This window comes from Streptomyces sp. NPDC002306, assembly GCF_053593435.1.
In genome coordinates this window covers 554,383-571,976 of the sequence record NZ_JBSFCK010000001.1, presented here as the reverse complement: position 1 = coordinate 571,976, position 17,594 = coordinate 554,383, and the positions used below count along the sequence as shown (strand labels likewise).

The window sequence follows — 17,594 nt, the reverse complement described above, 5'->3', positions numbered from 1 at the left end:
CTGAATCTGTACGACGTTGTACGACCTGGGAGCCGTACAACGTTCTGCGTCCGGGGCGAGGTCGGCCGGGGGCGCCGTCGAGGAATTGCGGCAGAAGGAGTGCAGTCGCGAGGGAGTACGGGGCAGGCGCTACGGTCGGCCCCGTTGCAACCGGTCCCCGCCCGCGAGGATCGTCCCCGCCAGCGCGTCCGCCGCTCCCTGTGCCGCCGTCCGGCGCGGTCCGTGCACCAGGACGAAGTCCACCCGCCCCAGTTCCGGCAGCCCCGCCCGCTCCGGTACCCGTACCAGGCCCGGCGGGATGAGCCCGCGCGAGTGCGCCATCACGCCGAGTCCCGCGCGGGCCGCCGCGATCAGTCCGTTGAGGCTGCCGCTCGTGCACGCGACGCGCCACGCCCGGCCCTGCCGCTCCAGCGCCTCCAGAGCGAGGGCCCGGGTGATCCCCGGCGGCGGGTAGACGATCAGCGGCACCGGGCGGTCGGGGTCGAGCCGCAGCCGTTCCGCGCCGATCCACACCAGCCGGTCGTGCCACACCAGCTCGCCGCGCGGGTCCTCGGGGCGCCGCTTGGCCAGCACCAGATCGAGCTTTCCCGCCGTCAGCCGCTCGTGCAGCGTGCCCGACAGTTCGACGGTCAGTTCCAGGTCGACCTCGGGATGGTCGTGCCGGAAGCCCTCCAGGATCTCCGGCAGCCGGGTCAGCACGAAGTCCTCCGACGCGCCGAACCGCAGCCGGCCGCGCAGCCGGGTCCCGGCGAAGAACGCCGTCGCCTGCTCGTGCACCTCCAGGATCCGGCGCGCGAAGCCGAGCATCGCCTCGCCGTCCTCCGTCAGCTCCACCGAGTGGGTGTCCCGGGTGAACAGGGTCCGGCCCGTGGCGTCCTCCAGACGGCGCACATGCTGGCTGACGGTCGACTGGCGCAGTCCGAGCCGCCGGGCTGCCTGGGTGAAACTCAGCGTTTGCGCCACGGCGAGGAAGGTACGCAGCTGGGAAGGGTCGTACATCCGCACCACGGTACCCGGTCATCGTAGAACGTGATGACAGTCAGAGCGGTATGACGGATTCCCGATCACAGTCCGGAAGAGGACGATGGAGAGGGGACGCCTTGTGGCGGTCCCGCCTCGCACGCACGAGCAAGTGGAGCACCGTGAAACGCCTGCGCCGGCCGAGTCGGATGCCGATCGACCCGTACATCCTGCTGCTGCTCGGGACGGTGGGCGTCGCCGCGCTCCTGCCCGCGCGCGGGCCCGCCGCCGACGTCGCCTCCGGAGCGTCCACCGCCGCGATCGCGTTCCTCTTCTTCCTCTACGGCGCCCGGCTGTCCACCCGCGAGGCGGTCGACGGACTGCGCCACTGGCGACTGCACGTCACCGTCCTGGTGTGCACCTTCGCCGTCTTCCCGCTGCTGGGCCTGGCCGCCCGCGGGCTCGTCCCGGTGCTCCTGACCCAGCCCCTCTACCAGGGGCTGCTGTTCCTCACCCTCGTCCCCTCGACCATCCAGTCGTCGATCGCCTTCACCTCGATCGCCCGCGGCAACGTGCCCGCCGCGATCTGCGCCGGTTCCTTCTCCTCGCTCGCGGGCATCGTCGTCACCCCGCTCCTGGCGGCCGCGCTGCTCGGCGGCAGCGGCGGGTTCTCCGCCGACTCCCTCGTCAAGATCGTGCTCCAGTTGCTGGTGCCGTTCGTCGCGGGACAGGTGCTGCGCCGCTGGATCGGCGGCTTCGTCACCCGGCACAAGAAGGTCCTCGGCTACGTCGACCGCGGCTCCATCCTGCTCGTCGTCTACACCGCGTTCAGCGAGGGCATGGTCCAGGGCGTCTGGCACCAGGTCAGCCCGCTCAGGCTCGGCGCACTCCTCGTCGTCGAGGCCGTGGTGCTCGCCGTGATGCTGGTCCTGACCTGGTACGGCTCCAAGGCCCTGCACTTCGGCCGCGAGGACCGCATCGCCATCCAGTTCGCCGGTTCCAAGAAGTCCCTCGCCTCCGGGCTGCCGATGGCGAGCGTCCTGTTCGGCGCGCACGCCTCCCTCGCGGTGCTGCCGCTGATGCTCTTCCACCAGATGCAGCTGATGGTGTGCGCGGTGATCGCCAAGCGCCGGGCACGCGACCCGGAGCCGGCCACCGCGTCCGCGTCGGCGACACCGTCACGCACCGCGGTCGGCACGGGGTCGGGGCCGGCGCCGCGTTCGCGCTGACGCCCCGCCTTCGCCGAACCGCCCCGTCCCGCCCGGTCCGTGGGGAACAGGGCGGGACGGGGCGGGACGGCGGTTCGGGATCACGCGGGCCGGCGCCCGGCTCGGTGACCGCTAGTGGCCGCCGTTCACGTGGTCCATCGGCAGCCACAGCACGGTGTCCCGGTAGGAGGCGGCCCGTCCGGCGGCCAGTTCCTCGTCGGTCAGGGCCCGGTCCCAGACGTGGACCTCGTCGATCGAGCCGGTGAAGAACTCCCGGCCGTCCATCCGCTGTCCGACGTGTACACCGAAGGGTGAGTTCCGGCTGACCGAGCCCGTCACGTCGGCCACGGCGGACCGCGAGCCGTCGACGGACAGGGTCAGCTGACCGCCACCGCGCCGCAGGGTCATGCGATGCCACTGCCCGTCGTTGTAGGCACCGGCGAGGATCACCGACGCCGTCCGTACGGCCGTCGCGCCGTCCCGCACGGTGATCAGGCCGCGTACCCGGTTGCTCGCCGGCTCCCCGCGCAGCCAGACCTGGGGCTGGGTGGTGCCGACGCCCCCCATCCACAGCAGTGGCTGCGATCCGGTGGTGGCGCTGTAGCGGAACCACAGGGAAGCGGTGAAGTCCTTCGTGCCGAGCGGCAGTCCGTCGCGATACGGCAGGCGTACGGCGTCGTCGACACCGTCGAAGGACAGTGCGCGGCCGGACACCCCGTCGGTCGCCCCGGCGCCGCCGAGGACGGCCGCCCGGTCCGCGTGCCGGGCGAGGTCGGCGGTGGTCGGGTCCGGCCCGCGGCGCGGCGCGAGCCAGTCCTGGTCGAAGCGGGCGAAGCGGATCTCGTCCCGGGCGTCGACGGCACCGCCCTCGTAGAGCAGTCCCACGGTGTCCCGGTCGACGCGCGCCAGGTCGGAGTAGCCGGACCAGTCCGAGGTGACGGTCGTGCCGCGGTCCAGGCTGTCCCAGGTGCGGCCGCCGTCGTAGGACGAGCGGATCATCATGCTCCGGCGTCGGTCGGGGTCGCCGGGGCAGGCCAGCAGGAGGCGTTCGTCGAGGCGCAGCGTCGAGCACTGCACCTGGGGCGCGTAGAGGTCGGGGAGGTCGCGGAACGGACCGGTGAAGCTGTCGCCGCCGTCGCGGCTGACGGCCTGGGTGCGGTGGCCGAGGTCGGTGCCGTCCTGCTCGCGTCCGCTGACCAGCACGGAGCCGTCGGTGCGCTCGGTGAGGGTCACCTCGGAGGGTTTCTGACGGAACGTGCCGTCGTCCGCGATCGGCCAGGTGTCGACGGCGCCGGGCCGCCAGTGGTCGCCCCCGTCGTCGCTGACGATGAGTGCCGCGTGGTTGGCGGAGACCCTGCTGCCGTTCCACGTCTCGGTGTTGACGCCGAAGACGAGCCGACCGGCGTGCCGGCCCCGGGTGAGCTGGATGCCGTGCACCGGGCCGGTCGCGTACCAGGAGTTCCAGTCCGCGGGCAGGATCTCGGAGCTCAGGTCGCGCGGCCGGGACCAGGTGAGCCCGTCGTCGTCGCTGTACTGGAGGTGCGGGGTGCGGTCGCAGGGGACGGAGCAGCCGGCGCCGTCCGTACGTCCCGTGTTGTAGGTCTCGGCCAGCAGGATGCGGCCGGTCTCGCGGTCCACGATCGGCGCGGGGTTGCCGTGGGTGTCGCCGCCGCCCTCGTCGACGACCTGGAGCGGCCCCCAGGTGCGGCCGCCGTCCGTGGAGCGCTTGACGACGATGTCTATGTCGGCCGCGTCACCGCAGTTGAGGACGCGGCCCTCGGCGAACGCCAGCAGCGTGCCGTCCGTGGTGGTGACGATCGCCGGGATCCGGAAGCAGGCGTAGCCGGGGTCCTGGGCGGCCTTGAACAGGACCTGTTGTGCGAACTCGGGTGCGGTGCCGGTGGATCGGGCCTGCGCCGGACTCGGCAGGGTCAGCAGCGAGACGGCGGCCAGCGTGGCGGTGAGGGTGGATCTCAGACGTGTGCGAACACGCGACGGCATGGTGCGACCTGCCCTTCATGCGTCTGGACATCAATACGTCTGCACATCTGGAGGTCTGGACATCCCATGTCCCAAAGGGTGTTTCACAGACGTTAGTTGGGGCCTCCGGTGCCCCACAAGAAGCGTGCGGCAGGGGATCGGGACGACCTTGCCGAGGGCGCCGCGCGCCGCGATGGCCTCGCGCGCCCTCGCCGTGTCCCGCCCCGCCGTGTCCCGTCGCCCGGGCCGTACGGCGTCAGCCGTCCGCGAGTGCGGGCGCCGACGGGTCGAGCGGGGTTGCCGCGGACGGCGTCCGGGCGTCGGTCGACGGGCTCGCCGCGACCGTCGGCGCCCTAGCCGGGCAGCTCGCCCGCGCCGAGGGGGCGTATGAGATCTGTCCTGGTGGTGGCTCGGGCGGTGCCCGCGACGCGGGCCGTGCCGCGCGGCTTCACCACGAGGGGGCCGCCGGTGGACGCGTACCGAACGCGGCGCATGCGACCTCCAGGGATCGTCGGGAATCCTCATGACTTCATTGGGCGTCCCAACGGTATCGCCGTATCATGGGGAAGTCCAATGAATCCTAGCTAAACTGACGCCATGTCCGAAGCACCGCTCTCCGCGATCCGCTCCCTCGCCAGCTGGCGCCTCGGCCGCGCCGCCGCCCGGGGCCGGGTCCTGGTCGCCGAGGCGCTGGCGGCGGAGGGCGTGAGGATGTGGCACCACGTGGTGCTCTCCGCCGTGCGGGACCTCGCCCCCGTGGCCCAGGCCGACCTCGGCCGCGCCGTCGGACTCGATCCCAAGGACCTGGTCGGCGTCCTCAACGACCTCCAGGCCGGGGGCCATGTCGTCCGCGCGCCCGATCCGGGGGACCGCCGTAAGAACGCCGTGTCGCTCACGCCCGACGGCGAGCGGCTGCTGCGGCGCTGCGAGGCCGCGGTGCGGACGGCGAACGAGACGCTCCTCGCCCCCCTGCCGACGGCCGAACGCGACCGGTTCATGTCCCTGTTGATCCTGATTTCCGATCTGGACGTGTGACGCGGGCTAACGTTCCGTCATGAACGCACCGCAGACCTCCGAACCCCGGCTCGCGCTCGACCCCGCGCGCAGCGCCCTCGTGCTCGTCGACCTGATGGACCGCATCGTCGCGCTGCCTCTGGGTCCGCACAAGGGGACCGAAGTCCTGTCCGTCGCGCAGGAGTTGGCGGCCGGGTTCCGCTCCGCCGGCGCGACCGTGGCCCTGATCCGCGTCGAGCGCTCCGGTATCACCGAACAGCCTCCGGGCAGCGGCCTGGCGGCCGGTCTCGCCGCGGACGGCGACCTGGAGATCGTGAAGCGGACGATCGGCGGCTTCCAGGGCACGGACCTGGACGAGCGGCTGCGCGAGCGGGGCGTGACCACCCTGGTGTTCGGCGGGATCGCCACCAACCTCGGCGTCGAGTCCACCGCCCGCGCGGCGGCCGACCTCGGCTACGACCTCGTCTTCGTCGAGGACGCCATGGCCGCGTTCACCGCCGCCGAGCACGAGGCGTCGGTCACGCTGGACTTCCCCCGGCTGGGGACCGTGGTGAGGGCCTCGGAGGTGCGCTTCCTGGCGGGGTGAGCGGCCGGGCCGCCGGGCCCGCGCGGGCGTCACGCACGAGGCCGAGGCGGGGCCCCTGCGGCGCAGGGGGCGCTCCCCGCCGGTCGGGGCCCCACCGCCGTGCCGCGGGGAGCCGGGTCAGCCCTGGGCGGCCGCGGCCCGCAGAGCGATACGGCTCTCACCCGCGTACACGTTCATGGAACTGCCCCGCAGGAAACCCACCAGGGTCAGCCCGGTCTCGGCGGCCAGGTCCACCGCCAGCGACGACGGCGCCGAGACCGCCGCCAGCATCGGGATCCCGGCCATGACCGCCTTCTGCGCCAGCTCGAACGAGGCCCGTCCGGACACCAGCAGGATCACGCGCGACAGCGGCAGATCGCCGTTCTGCAGGGCGCGGCCGACCAGCTTGTCGACCGCGTTGTGCCGGCCCACGTCCTCGCGGATGTCGAGCAGCTCGCCGTCCTCGCGGAACAGGGCGGCCGCGTGCAGACCCCCGGTCCGGTCGAACACCCGTTGAGCCTCGCGCAGCCGGTCGGGGAGGCTCGCGAGCAGTTCGGGGTCCACCCGGACCGGGGGAGTGTCGGCGATGGGGAAGCGGGCCGTCGTACGCACCGCGTCCAGGCTCGCCTTGCCGCACAGCCCGCACGACGAGGTCGTGTAGACGTTCCGCTCCAGGGTGATGTCGGGGAGGACCACGCCCGCCGTGGTCCGCACGTCGACCACGTTGTAGGTGTTCGAGCCGTCGGCCGTGGCGCCCGCGCAGTAGACGATGTTCTGCAGATCGGACGCGGCGGCCAGCACGCCCTCGCTCACCAGGAACCCCGCGGCCAGCGCGAAGTCGTCGCCCGGGGTGCGCATGGTGATGGCGAGGGGTTTGCCGTTGAGCCTGATCTCCAGCGGTTCCTCGGCGACGAGCGTGTCCGGGCGGCTGGAGACCACCCCGTCCCGGATCCGGATCACCTTGCGTCGTTCCGTGACTCGTCCCATGTGTCTCAGTCCCGGTTCTGTACGTGCTGGTAGCCGAAACGGCCCTTGATGCAGAGATTGCCGTGGGTCACCGGGTTGTCGTGCGGCGAGGTGACCTTCACGATCTCATTGTCCTGCACGTGCAGTGTCAGGTTGCAACCCACACCGCAGTACGCGCACACCGTGGTCGTTTCGGTCTGTGCCGACTCGTCCCAGGTACCCGCCGCCCGCCGGTCGAACTCCGACTTGAAGGACAGGGCGCCCGTCGGGCACACCTCGATGCAGTTGCCGCAGTACACGCACGCCGATTCGGTGAGCGGCGCGTCGTGCTCGACCGCGATCCGGGCGTCGAAGCCCCGGCCCGTCACGGAGATCGCGAACGTGTTCTGCCACTGGTCGCCACAGGCGTCCACGCACTTGTAGCAGAGGATGCACTTGTCGTAGTCGCGCACGTACAGGTCGTTGTCGACCCTCGGCTCCTCGTTCAGCCGGGCCGCCCGGGGGCCGAAACGGTCCGGCTTCGCCTCGTACTCCTTGAGCCATTCGGCGACCCCCGGGGTCGTCGACAGATCGACCGACGAGGCCAGCAGCTCCAGGACGATCTTCCGGCTGTGCCGGGCGCGCTCGGTGTCGGTGCGCACCTCCATGCCGGGCTCCGCCGCCCGGGAGCAGGCCGGGACCAGGGTGCGCGAGCCCGCCACCTCGACGACACAGACCCGGCAGGCGTTCTTCGGGGTGAGGGTGTCGCCCTGGCAGAGCGTCGGCACGTCCTTCCCGGCCGCCCGGCAGGCGTCCAGGAGGGTCGAGCCCTCGGGCGCCCGCACCGGCTCCCCGTCGATCGTGAACTCCAGCAGACGGCGGGGGATCCCCAGCGGTGTCACGGTCATTCGTACGCCCCCAGTCGGTCCACGGCGGATTCCACGGCGTTCCACGCGGTCTGTCCGAGACCGCAGATCGAGGCGTCCCGCATGGCGCGCCCGACCTCTCTGAGCAGGGCGATGTCGTCGGCCGCGGCCGCGCCGGTGCGCTCCACGATCCGGTGCAGCGCCTCCTCCTGGCGCACGGTCCCGACCCGGCACGGCACGCACTGCCCGCACGACTCGTCCCGGAAGAACTCCGCGATCCGCAGCAGCAGCCGGGGCAGCGGGACCGTGTCGTCGAACGCCATCACGACGCCCGATCCCAGGGTCGTGCCCGCCTCCCGGGTGCCTTCGAAGGTCAGCGGGATGTCCAGCTCGTCGGGCCGTACGAAGCCGCCGGCCGCGCCGCCGAGGAGCACCGCCCGCAGCCCCTCGCGCACCCCGGCGAGGGTGAGCAGCTCGCCGAGCGTGGCGCCGAAGGGCAGCTCGTAGACGCCGGGGCGCCGCACACCGCCCGACACGCAGAACAGCTTCGGGCCGGTGGACCCGCCGGTCCCGATCGCCGCGTAGGCGGGCGCGCCCAGGGTCAGGATCGGCAGGACGTTGACCAGGGTCTCGACGTTGTTCTCGACGGTCGGCTTGCCGAACAGGCCCTTCTCCACCGGGAACGGCGGCTTGGCGCGCGGCTCGCCCCGGTACCCCTCGATGGAGTTGAACAGCGCGGTCTCCTCGCCGCAGATGTACGCGCCCGCGCCTCGCCGGATCTCGATGTCGAAGGCGTAGCCCTGGCCGAGGACGTCGTCGCCGAGCAGGCCGCGGGCGCGCGCCTGGTCGACGGCGTGCCGCATCCGCCGGATCGCCCGCGGATATTCGCCGCGCAGATACAGATAGCCCCGGTGAGCGCCGACCGCGTACGCCGCGATCGTCATCGCCTCCACGAGCGCGTACGGGTCGCCCTCCATGAGCACACGGTCCTTGAAGGTGCCCGGCTCGGACTCGTCGGCGTTGCACACCAGGTAGTGCGGATGATCGGGCTGGGACGCGGCGGCCTGCCACTTGCGGCCGGTCGGGAAGGCGGCGCCACCGCGCCCGACCAGCCCGGAGTCGGTGACCTCGCGGATGACCCCGGCGGGACCGAGCTCGAACGCGCGGCGCAGCGCGGTGTAGCCGCCGTGGGCGCGGTAGTCGTCGAGAGAGCGGGGGTCCACCACGCCGACGCGGCGCAGCAGCGTCAAGGACGCGTCCCCCGCCTGCGGTACCGCCCGTTCGGCCGGCGGCTCCTCGGGCGCCGAGTCGGGCGAGCGCGCCGCGAGGACGGCCGCGGCCGCGGTCGCGGGCGCCGACACGGCCGTACGCACCGGATCCCCGGCCCGGACCGCGAGCGCCGCCGGAGCCCGCTCGCACAGCCCGAGGCACGGACCGCGCTCGACGCTCACCCCGCTGCCGACGCCCAGCGCGGCCTCGACGCCCGCGCACAGCTGCGACGCCCCGGCGGCCGTGCACGCGAGGTCCGTGCACACGTGGAGCACGGTTGCGGGCCGGGGCGCGACCGAGAACATCGCGTAGAAGGTGGCGACGCCGTACGCCTCCGCCGGTGGCACGGTCAGCCGGCGGCAGAGGTAGCCGAGGGCGCCCTCGCTGATCCACCCGATCCGGTCGTTGATCGCGTGCAGCCCCGGCAGCAGCAGGTCGCGGCGGTCCCGGGCCGCTCGTCCGCCGCGCGCCCACCGCAGGTCCGCGGCCCGCATCTCGTCGCGGTCCGCTCCTTCCCACGAGGACGGCGCGGGGCCGAGCAGGGCGTCGACGGCCGCCCGCTCCTCGTCCGTGGGCTTGCTGTCGCCGAAGTGCAGGTCCACCACATCACCTCACCTGGGTCGCAACCGGAAGTTTCTCGATCCGGATCGCCGACGCCTTGAACTCCGCCGTCCCCGCGATCGGGCAGTTCGCCTCGATCGTCAGCTGGTTGGTGTCCACCTCGTCGGGAAAATGCATGGTCATGAACGCGAGCCCGGGGCGCAGGCCGAGGTCGATCCACACCGGCGCGACCACCGCGCCGCGCCGCGACGACACCCGTACCTCCTCGCCGACCGCCACGCCGTAGCGTTCGGCGTCCTCCGGGCACAGCTCGATGTACTCCCCGCGCCGCAGCGGGGACGCGAACCCCCCGCTCTGCACACCGGTGTTGTACGAGTCGAGCCGCCGCCCGGTCGTCAGGCGGACCGGGTACTCCTCGTCGGTGAGGTCGACCGGCGGATCGTGCCGCACCAGCCCGAACGGCGCTGCCGGTCCCCGCCGTCCCGGATCCCGCTCCCACAACCGCCCGTGCAGATAGCTCGGTTCGATCCGGTCGGTGCTCGGACACGGCCACTGGATGCCCTGGTGCTCCGCCAGGCGTTCGTACGTCATCCCGTAGTGGTCCGGCGAGACCGAGCGCAGCTCGTTCCAGACGGCCTCGGAGTCGGCGTACTTCCACTCGTGGCCGAGCCGGCCCGCCAGGTCGCAGAGGATGTCGATGTCCTCGCGCGCCTCGCCCGGCGGGGTGACCGCCCGGCGCACGCGCTGGACCCGCCGCTCGCTGTTGGTGGTCGTGCCGTCCGTCTCCGCCCAGCCGGCGGTGGCGGGCAGGACCACGTCGGCGAGTTGTGCCGTCTTCGTGAGGAAGATGTCCTGGACGACGAGGAAGTCGAGGGCGCTCAGCCGCCGTACCGCCTGTTCGCTGTCCGCCTCCGACTGCGCCGGGTTCTCGCCGATGCAGTAGACGGCCTTCAGCGAGCCCTCCTCCATCGCCTCGAACATCTCCGTCAGGTTCAGCCCGTAGTGCGGCTGGACGACGGTGTCCCAGGCCGACTCGAACTTCAGCCGCGCCCGCGGGTCGAGGATGTCCTGGAAGCCGGGCAGGCGGTTGGGGATGGCGCCCATGTCGCCGCCGCCCTGCACGTTGTTCTGGCCGCGCAGCGGCTGCAGACCGGAGCCGAGGCGGCCCACGTGGCCGGTCAGCAGGGAGAGGTTGATCAGCGCGCGGACGTTGTCCGTGCCGTTGTGGTGCTCGGTGATGCCGAGGGTCCAGCACAGCTGGGCGCGCTCCGCGCGGGCGTAGGCGTGCGCCAACTCCCTTATGGCGGCGGCGGGTACGCCCGTCACCTTCTCGGTGAGCGACAGCGTCCACGGCTCGACGAGTGCGTGGTACTCCTCGAAGCCGCTCGTCGCCCGTTCGACGAACGTCTCGTTGACCAGGCCCGCGTGGATGATCTCGCGGCCGATCGCGTGCGCCATCGGGATGTCGGTGCCGACGTTGAGGCCGAGCCAGCTCTCCGCCCACTCGGCGGTACTCGTCCGCCGGGGATCGACCGCGTACATCCGGGCGCCGTTCCTGATCCCCTTCAGCGCGTGCTGGAAGAAGATCGGGTGCGCGAAGCGGGCGTTGGAGCCCCACATCACGATGAGGTCCGTGTGCTCGATCTCCTCGTACGACGACGTGCCGCCGCCGGAGCCGAACGCGGCCGACAGGCCCGCGACGCTCGGCGCGTGACAGGTGCGGTTGCAGGAGTCGACGTTGTTGGTGCCCATCACGACCCGGGCGAACTTCTGCGCCACGTAGTTGGTCTCGTTGGTCGCGCGGGCGCAGGAGAACAGGCCGAACGCGCCGCGTGCCGCGGCCAGGCCCCTGGCCGTCCGGTCCAGTGCCTCCTGCCAGGTCGCCTGCCGGAACGGCTCGTCGCGGGAGTCCCTGACGAGCGGATGGGTGAGGCGGGTGTAGGTCGTCGGGGTCCGGTCGCGTTTCCTCATGCGGCGCTCCTCAGCGCGAGCAGGTCCGAGATGGCGTGCACGGTGCGCAGCGTGGGCACGTCGACGCCGGTGATCTCCGCCAGTTCGACGACGGCGGCGAGCAGGACGTCGAGTTCCAGCGGTTTGCCGCGCTCCAGGTCCTGGAGGGTGGAGGTGCGGTGGTCGCCGACGCGTTCCGCGCCCGCGAGCCGGCGTTCGATGGAGACGCCGACCTCGCACCCGAGCGCCTCGGCGACGGTGAGCGTCTCGCGCATCATCGTCTCGATGACCTTGCGGGTGCCGCCGTGCAGGCACATCTGCCGCATGGTCGCGCGGGCGAGGGCGCTGATCGGGTTGAAGGAGATGTTGCCGAGCAGCTTGACCCAGATGTCGTTGCGCAGATCCGGCTCGACGGGGCACTTCAGCCCGCCGGCCCGCATGGCCTCGCTGAACGCCAGGCACCGCGGCGAAGCACCGCGGCCGGGCTCGCCGAGGGAGAACCGGGTGCCTTCCAGGTGCCGTACGACACCGGGGGCCTCCAGCTCGGTCGCCGCGTAGACGACACAGCCGACGGCCCGTTCGGGCGCGAGCACCGCGCTCACCGCGCCGGCCGGGTCCACGCTCTCGACGCGGTGGCCGTCGTAGGGGCCGCCGTGCCGGTGGAAGTACCACCAGGGAATGCCGTTCTGGGCGGCCACGACCGCCGTGCCGTCGTGCAGGAGCGGCTCGATCAGCGGCCCGCACGCCGCGTACGAGTTGGCCTTCAGGCCCAGGAAGACGAAGTCGACCGGGCCGACCTCGGCCGGGTCGGAGGTGGCGTGGGCGCGGGCGACGAAGTCGCCGCGCGGGCTGAGCACCCGAACCCCGTCCCGCCTCATGGCCGCCAGATGCGGTCCACGGGCGATGAGGTGGACGTCGGCACCGGCACGGTGGAGTGCGGCACCCACGTAGGCGCCGATCGCGCCGGCGCCGAGGACTGCGACTTTCACGTCAAAACGCTCCGTCCGGTCGAGGGAGTACCGCGGAGGCAGGCGGGCGTCGACGGCGGGACACCTTGTGTCGACGAAATATTGTCTACAGTATGGAGGATGCCCGGGCAAGGGTCTGCGCCATGACCGTTCAGCGCACACGGGATACCGCTCACCGCATACTGTCGACGCCCCGCTTTCCCCTCTCCCCGGTCCCTCCCTACCGTCCGGGCACATGAGTCCCCCCGTCGCGCCTGCGGGCTGGAGCCGCTGGCTGGTTCCGCCCGCCGCGCTCGCCGTTCATCTCTCCATCGGCCAGGCCTACGCCTGGAGCGTGTTCAAGCCACCCCTCGAATCCGCGCTCGGCCTCAGCGGCACCCAGAGCGCCCTGCCCTTCCAGCTCGGCATCGTGATGCTCGGCCTGTCGGCCGCGTTCGGCGGCACGCTGGTGGAGCGCAACGGGCCGCGCTGGGCGATGACCGTGGCCCTGGTCTGCTTCTCGTCCGGCTTCCTGATCTCCGCGCTCGGCGCCGCGACCGAGCAGTACTGGCTGATCGTCCTCGGCTACGGCTTCGTCGGCGGGATCGGCCTGGGCATCGGCTACATCTCGCCCGTCTCCACACTGATCAAGTGGTTCCCGGACCGGCCCGGCATGGCGACCGGCATCGCCATCATGGGCTTCGGCGGAGGCGCGCTCATCGCCTCGCCGTGGTCGGCGCAGATGCTGGAGTCGTTCGGCTCCGACAGCTCCGGGATCGCGCTCGCGTTCCTCGTGCACGGACTCTCGTACGCGGTGTTCATGCTGCTCGGTGTGCTGCTGGTGCGGGTGCCGCGCGGTGAGAAGCCCGTGGCGACGGCGCCCAGCGTGGTCGAGGGCGTCCAGGTGTCGGCGCGCAGTGCCGTGCGCACGCCCCAGTTCTGGTGCCTGTGGATCGTGCTCTGCATGAACGTGACGGCCGGCATCGGGATCCTGGAGAAGGCCGCCCCGATGATCGCGGACTTCTTCGCCGACACCTCCACCCCGGTCTCCGCGACGGCGGCCGCCGGCTTCGTCGCCCTGCTCTCGGCGGCCAACATGGCCGGCCGTATCGGCTGGTCGTCGACCTCCGACCTGATCGGGCGCAAGAACATCTACCGCGTCTACCTCGGTGTCGGTGCCGTGATGTACGCGATGATCGCGCTGTTCGGCGACTCCTCCAAGCCGCTGTTCGTCCTGTGCGCGCTGGTGATCCTCTCCTTCTACGGCGGCGGCTTCGCGACGATCCCCGCCTATCTGAAGGACCTGTTCGGCACCTACCAGGTCGGCGCCATCCACGGCCGGCTGCTCACCGCCTGGTCCACGGCCGGCGTCCTCGGACCGCTGATCGTGAACTGGATCGCCGACCGTCAGGAGGAGGCCGGCAAGCACGGCTCCGCCCTGTACGGACTGTCGTTCTTCATCATGATCGGGCTCCTCGTGATCGGACTCGTCGCCAACGAATTCGTCCGGCCCGTCCACGAGCGTCACCACATCCCCGCCCCGAGAAAGGCCGCCGATGTCGGATCACGACAGCAGCCAGAGTCCGCCTGACCGGCGGGGGCTCATCGCCTTCGCGTGGCTGTGGGTGAGCGCGCCGCTCGCCTACGGGCTGTACGAGCTCGTACAGAAGGCCACGAAGCTGTTCACCGGCTGACGCCCCGCCCGGGATACGTGTTCCCCAGGTGGGCGGACGTCCGAGGGCCTGACAGAAGCCGACAACCCCGGCCCGGGATTCCTGTGGCATCACCCTTCCCCGTACCCGTGAGTCACTGATCAGACTGGAGGATCCCGCTACTCACGGCAACGAGGGGACCCCCCATGCACGGCTCGCGCATCGCCGCCGTCGGCCACTACCAGCCCGCCAGGGTGCTCACCAACGAGGAACTGGCGGGCATGGTCGACACCAGTGACGAGTGGATCCGGTCCCGGGTGGGTATCCGGACCCGGCACATCGCAGGCCCCGACGAACCCGTCGACGAGCTGGCCGCGCACGCCGCCGCCAAGGCGCTCGCCGCCGCCGGCATGACGCCCGGCGACATCGACCTGGTCCTCGTCGCCACGTCCACGGCCGTCGACCGCTCCCCGAACATGGCCGCCCGGGTCGCCGCCCGGCTCGGCATCCCCTCGCCCGCCGCGATGGACGTCAACGTGGTGTGCGCCGGCTTCACCCACGCCCTCGCCACCGCCGACCACACCGTCCGCGCGGGCGCCGCGACCCGCGCCCTGGTCATCGGCGCCGACAAGATGTCCGAGGTGACCGACTGGACGGACCGCACCACCTGCGTACTCGTCGGCGACGGCGCGGGGGCCGCCGTGGTCGAGGCCTGCGCGGCGGACGAGGAGCCGGGCATCGCGCCCGTGCTGTGGGGGTCGGTGCCCGAGATGGGGCACGCCGTGCGCATCGAGGGGCAGCCCGCGCGGTTCGCGCAGGAGGGGCAGAGCGTCTACCGGTGGGCGACCACCCAGTTGCCGCCGCTCGCCCGCCAGGCCTGCGAGCGGGCCGGGCTCACCCCCGAGGACCTCGCCGCCGTCGTCCTGCACCAGGCGAACCTGCGCATCATCGAACCCCTGGCCGGGAAGATCGGCGCGGTCAACGCCGTCGTGGCCCGCGACGTGACCGAGTCCGGCAACACGTCCGCGGCGAGCATCCCGCTGGCCTTCTCCAAGCTGGTCGAGCGCGGCGAGATCGGCTCGGGAGACCCGGTGCTGCTGTTCGGCTTCGGCGGAAACCTGTCGTACGCGGGGCAGGTCGTGCGCTGTCCGTGAGCCCTGACGCCGAGCCCTCACCCGGGTCACTCGTGTGGGGATGACGTCATCTCGCCGTCCCGGCGGCCCCCGAGCGCCGTAGACTGTAGACGAAAACCAATCCACACCGGCGTCGTGGGTGCCGCGCACGGGCCGCCGAGGAGGGGGACCGCGATGTTGTCGACAGGACTGCCGCAGGGGGCGGTGCCCAAACTGGAGCGGCCCGGACCGCTGCGCGACCGGGTCTACGAGGCGTTGCTCGAACTCATCACCACGCGCGCCCTCCAGCCCGGCCAGCACCTGGTCGAGAGCGAGCTCGCCGGGCACCTCGGCGTCTCCCGCCAGCCGGTGCGTGAGGCGCTGCAACGGCTCAACACCGAGGGGTGGGTCGACCTGCGGCCCGCGCAGGGCGCCTTCGTGCACGAGCCGACGGAGGAGGAGGCCGACCAACTCCTCACCGTGCGCACCCTGTTGGAGGCCGAGGCGGCCCGGCTGGCCGCGGCGGACCCCGACAGCGCCGGCATCGCGGCCCTGGAGGAGCTGCTGGAGCAGGGGCTGCGGGCGGTCGCCTCCGACGACGTGGACGCGGCGGTCACCCTCAACGCCCGCTTCCACGCGAAGATCATGGAGCTGGCGGGCAACGCGGTCCTCGCCGAACTCGCGGCCCAGGTCGACCGGCGGGTGCGCTGGTACTACACGCCGGTCGCCCGGCAGCGTGGTCAGCAGTCGTGGATCGAGCACCGGGACCTGATCGCCGCGATCGCGGAGGGCGACCAGCAGAAGGCCACCGAACTCATGCGCCGGCACACGGAGCACACCCGGCGCTCGTACCACGCCCGCGCTGAATCCTGAGGCCGCGTGGGGTGTTGCTCGGTCCGACCCTGAGCCGGCGCGGGGTGTTGCTGGGTCTGAGCGCTGACTCCGCACGGGTGTTGCGGGGTCTGAGCGCTGAGCGCTGAGTCCGCGCGGGGTGTTGCTGGGTCTGAGCGCCGAGTCCTGAGCCCGCGTTGGGGTGTTGCCCGGTCCGGGACCTGAGTCCTGAGCCTGAGCCCGGCATCCCCGGTTCTGTGGCCCCGCGGTCGGCCCACGGTGGCGTTCGGCTCGTCTTTGTCCTGTCAGTGGGGAAAGTGTGCGGCAATCCGTGCACAGCTTCTTCCCAGGTTCGGCGGCCGCTGCTACGTTCCCCTCGAAAGCCCGACACCAGAGGCCGAGCCAAGGCGGGGAGGGGTACGTGAGACGCATGACCGCGCGACCCGCGAACGCCCATCAGGCCCGGCTGCTCAAGCTGTTGCGCGACGGTGGTCCCAACTCCCGGGCGCAGCTGGGCGATCAGGTCGACCTGTCCCGGTCCAAGCTGGCCGTGGAGGTGGACCGACTGCTGGAGACGGGCCTGGTCGTGGCCGACGGACTCGCCGCCTCGCGCGGCGGCCGCCGCTCGCACAACGTCCGGCTCGCCCCCAACCTGCGGTTCCTCGGCGTCGACATCGGCGCGACCTCGGTCGACGTCGCCGTCACCAACGCCGAACTGGAGATCCTCGGACACCTCAACCAGCCCATGGACGTACGCGAGGGACCGGTCGCGGTCTTCGAGCAAGTGCTGTCCATGGCGGCCAAGTTGAAAGCTTCGGGGCTCGCGGAGGGCTTCGACGGCGCGGGGGTCGGCGTCCCCGGGCCGGTCCGTTTCCCCGAGGGCGTCCCGGTCGCGCCGCCGATCATGCCGGGCTGGGACGGCTTCCCGGTGCGGGAGGCGCTCAGCCAGGACCTCGGCTGCCCTGTCATGGTCGACAACGACGTGAACCTGATGGCGATGGGGGAGCAGCACGCGGGCGTCGCCCGCACCGTGGCCGACTTCCTCTGCGTCAAGATCGGCACCGGAATCGGCTGCGGCATCGTCGTCGGCGGTCAGGTCTACCGCGGCACGACGGGCAGCGCCGGCGACATCGGGCACATCCAGGCGGTGTCCGACGGACATCCGTGTGCCTGCGGCAACCGGGGATGCCTGGAAGCCCACTTCAGCGGCGCGGCACTCGCCCGCGACGCCCTGCAAGCCGCTCGTCAGGGCCTGTCGGCGGAGCTCTCCGCCCGGCTGGAGGCCAACGGCGGTCTCACCGCGGTGGACGTCGCGGCCGCGGCCGCCGCCGGGGACGCCACCTCGCTCGACCTGATCCGCGAGGGCGGCAACCGCACCGGCCAGGTGATCGCCGGCCTGGTCAGCTTCTTCAACCCCGGCCTGGTGGTGATCGGCGGCGGGGTGACCGGAGTCGGGCACACCCTGCTCGCCGCGATCCGCACCCAGGTCTACCGCCAGTCACTGCCGTTGGCGACCGGCAACCTTCCCATCGTGCTGGGGGAGTTGGGCCCCACCGCCGGTGTCATCGGCGCGGCCCGGCTCATCAGCGACCACCTGTTCTCACCCGCCTGAGCACACACCGCACCAGCACGGACCGCACCGCTCCACCCCGCACACACCGCACCGCTCCACTCCGCACCACGCACGCTCCACCGCACCCCGCACCCCGCACCCCGCACCAGCGCGCCCGCTCC

General features: G+C 72.1%; 16 protein-coding genes. 8 read left to right on the top strand and 8 right to left on the bottom strand.

Translation table 11 applies throughout. The annotated features are described in order from the left end of the window. Positions 1-129: 129 nt before the first annotated feature. Positions 130-999, bottom strand: coding sequence for a LysR substrate-binding domain-containing protein (locus tag ACWCQK_RS02465; RefSeq protein ID WP_451150996.1), 870 nt, complete (start codon positions 997-999; stop codon positions 130-132). Positions 1,000-1,142: 143 nt separating this feature from the next. Here ACWCQK_RS02465 and ACWCQK_RS02460 point away from each other — a divergent pair, with 143 nt between their 5' ends. Beyond that, the gene (locus ACWCQK_RS02460; protein WP_451150994.1) at positions 1,143-2,189 is read left to right on the top strand and encodes a bile acid:sodium symporter family protein; all 1,047 of its coding nucleotides are present in this window, start codon (positions 1,143-1,145) and stop codon (positions 2,187-2,189) included. 111 nt (positions 2,190-2,300) lie between these two features. On the opposite strand, the gene ACWCQK_RS02455 is transcribed toward ACWCQK_RS02460, so the two are convergent. Both ACWCQK_RS02455 and ACWCQK_RS02450 read right to left on the bottom strand, forming a co-directional pair. Continuing rightward, positions 2,301-4,169 carry an exo-alpha-sialidase gene (locus tag ACWCQK_RS02455; protein ID WP_451150992.1) on the bottom strand — a complete coding sequence of 623 codons (1,869 nt, stop codon included), beginning with the start codon at positions 4,167-4,169 and terminating at the stop codon, positions 2,301-2,303. A gap of 332 nt (positions 4,170-4,501) precedes the next feature. Continuing rightward, the gene (locus tag ACWCQK_RS02450; protein WP_451150990.1) at positions 4,502-4,642 is read right to left on the bottom strand and encodes a hypothetical protein; all 141 of its coding nucleotides are present in this window, start codon (positions 4,640-4,642) and stop codon (positions 4,502-4,504) included. A gap of 103 nt (positions 4,643-4,745) precedes the next feature. Here ACWCQK_RS02450 and ACWCQK_RS02445 point away from each other — a divergent pair, with 103 nt between their 5' ends. Next, positions 4,746-5,183, top strand: a complete 438-nt coding sequence (locus ACWCQK_RS02445) for a MarR family winged helix-turn-helix transcriptional regulator (RefSeq protein ID WP_451150988.1) — start codon at positions 4,746-4,748, stop codon at positions 5,181-5,183. Positions 5,184-5,202: 19 nt separating this feature from the next. After that, a complete protein-coding gene (locus tag ACWCQK_RS02440; RefSeq protein WP_451150986.1) occupies positions 5,203-5,748 on the top strand; it encodes an isochorismatase family protein in 546 nt (181 codons plus the stop codon). Positions 5,749-5,865: 117 nt separating this feature from the next. Here ACWCQK_RS02440 and fdhD read toward each other — a convergent pair whose 3' ends face one another. The 5 genes from fdhD to ACWCQK_RS02415 are packed head-to-tail and all read right to left on the bottom strand — an operon-like array spanning position 5,866 to position 12,307. Then, the gene (gene fdhD / locus ACWCQK_RS02435; protein WP_451150984.1) at positions 5,866-6,714 is read right to left on the bottom strand and encodes a formate dehydrogenase accessory sulfurtransferase FdhD; all 849 of its coding nucleotides are present in this window, start codon (positions 6,712-6,714) and stop codon (positions 5,866-5,868) included. A gap of 5 nt (positions 6,715-6,719) precedes the next feature. After that, a complete protein-coding gene (locus tag ACWCQK_RS02430; RefSeq protein ID WP_451150982.1) occupies positions 6,720-7,580 on the bottom strand; it encodes a 2Fe-2S iron-sulfur cluster-binding protein in 861 nt (286 codons plus the stop codon). Beyond that, the gene (locus tag ACWCQK_RS02425; protein WP_451151778.1) at positions 7,577-9,409 is read right to left on the bottom strand and encodes an NADH-ubiquinone oxidoreductase-F iron-sulfur binding region domain-containing protein; all 1,833 of its coding nucleotides are present in this window, start codon (positions 9,407-9,409) and stop codon (positions 7,577-7,579) included. The genes ACWCQK_RS02430 and ACWCQK_RS02425 overlap by 4 nt, the downstream gene beginning before the upstream one ends. 4 nt (positions 9,410-9,413) lie before the next feature. Then, the gene (locus tag ACWCQK_RS02420; protein WP_451150980.1) at positions 9,414-11,339 is read right to left on the bottom strand and encodes a molybdopterin oxidoreductase family protein; all 1,926 of its coding nucleotides are present in this window, start codon (positions 11,337-11,339) and stop codon (positions 9,414-9,416) included. Further along, on the bottom strand, positions 11,336-12,307 hold the full coding sequence (locus tag ACWCQK_RS02415; RefSeq protein ID WP_451150978.1) for a 2-dehydropantoate 2-reductase: 972 nt from the start codon (positions 12,305-12,307) through the stop codon (positions 11,336-11,338). The genes ACWCQK_RS02420 and ACWCQK_RS02415 overlap by 4 nt, the downstream gene beginning before the upstream one ends. Before the next feature lie 214 nt (positions 12,308-12,521). On the opposite strand from ACWCQK_RS02415, the gene ACWCQK_RS02410 reads away from it, so the two are divergent. The 5 genes from ACWCQK_RS02410 to ACWCQK_RS02390 all read left to right on the top strand — a co-directional run bounded on the left by ACWCQK_RS02410 (position 12,522) and on the right by ACWCQK_RS02390 (position 17,472). Continuing rightward, positions 12,522-13,856: an OFA family MFS transporter gene (locus ACWCQK_RS02410; protein ID WP_451150976.1), complete on the top strand. Its 1,335-nt coding sequence runs from the start codon at positions 12,522-12,524 to the stop codon at positions 13,854-13,856. Then, the gene (locus ACWCQK_RS02405) at positions 13,822-13,959 is read left to right on the top strand and encodes an MFS transporter small subunit (protein WP_451150974.1); all 138 of its coding nucleotides are present in this window, start codon (positions 13,822-13,824) and stop codon (positions 13,957-13,959) included. Before ACWCQK_RS02410 ends, ACWCQK_RS02405 begins: the two co-directional genes overlap by 35 nt. A 164-nt stretch (positions 13,960-14,123) precedes the next feature. Then, positions 14,124-15,071, top strand: coding sequence for a beta-ketoacyl-ACP synthase III (locus ACWCQK_RS02400; RefSeq protein WP_451150972.1), 948 nt, complete (start codon positions 14,124-14,126; stop codon positions 15,069-15,071). A gap of 153 nt (positions 15,072-15,224) precedes the next feature. After that, on the top strand, positions 15,225-15,902 hold the full coding sequence (locus ACWCQK_RS02395) for a GntR family transcriptional regulator (RefSeq protein WP_451150970.1): 678 nt from the start codon (positions 15,225-15,227) through the stop codon (positions 15,900-15,902). Between the two features lie 388 nt (positions 15,903-16,290). Continuing rightward, entirely contained in the window at positions 16,291-17,472 is a 1,182-nt protein-coding gene (locus ACWCQK_RS02390) for an ROK family protein (RefSeq protein WP_451150968.1), read from the top strand. Positions 17,473-17,594: the final 122 nt, after the last annotated feature.

Coding starts and splice junctions, on each gene's coding strand:
- ACWCQK_RS02390 (WP_451150968.1), top strand. CDS start 16,291: ATGACCGCGCGACCCGCGAACGCCCATCAGGCCCGGCTGCTCAAGCTG.
- ACWCQK_RS02430 (WP_451150982.1), bottom strand. CDS start 7,580: ATGACCGTGACACCGCTGGGGATCCCCCGCCGTCTGCTGGAGTTCACG.
- ACWCQK_RS02410 (WP_451150976.1), top strand. CDS start 12,522: ATGAGTCCCCCCGTCGCGCCTGCGGGCTGGAGCCGCTGGCTGGTTCCG.
- ACWCQK_RS02420 (WP_451150980.1), bottom strand. CDS start 11,339: ATGAGGAAACGCGACCGGACCCCGACGACCTACACCCGCCTCACCCAT.
- ACWCQK_RS02450 (WP_451150990.1), bottom strand. CDS start 4,642: ATGCGCCGCGTTCGGTACGCGTCCACCGGCGGCCCCCTCGTGGTGAAG.
- ACWCQK_RS02400 (WP_451150972.1), top strand. CDS start 14,124: ATGCACGGCTCGCGCATCGCCGCCGTCGGCCACTACCAGCCCGCCAGG.
- ACWCQK_RS02455 (WP_451150992.1), bottom strand. CDS start 4,169: ATGCCGTCGCGTGTTCGCACACGTCTGAGATCCACCCTCACCGCCACG.
- ACWCQK_RS02465 (WP_451150996.1), bottom strand. CDS start 999: ATGTACGACCCTTCCCAGCTGCGTACCTTCCTCGCCGTGGCGCAAACG.
- fdhD (WP_451150984.1), bottom strand. CDS start 6,714: ATGGGACGAGTCACGGAACGACGCAAGGTGATCCGGATCCGGGACGGG.
- ACWCQK_RS02440 (WP_451150986.1), top strand. CDS start 5,203: ATGAACGCACCGCAGACCTCCGAACCCCGGCTCGCGCTCGACCCCGCG.
- ACWCQK_RS02405 (WP_451150974.1), top strand. CDS start 13,822: ATGTCGGATCACGACAGCAGCCAGAGTCCGCCTGACCGGCGGGGGCTC.
- ACWCQK_RS02395 (WP_451150970.1), top strand. CDS start 15,225: ATGTTGTCGACAGGACTGCCGCAGGGGGCGGTGCCCAAACTGGAGCGG.
- ACWCQK_RS02445 (WP_451150988.1), top strand. CDS start 4,746: ATGTCCGAAGCACCGCTCTCCGCGATCCGCTCCCTCGCCAGCTGGCGC.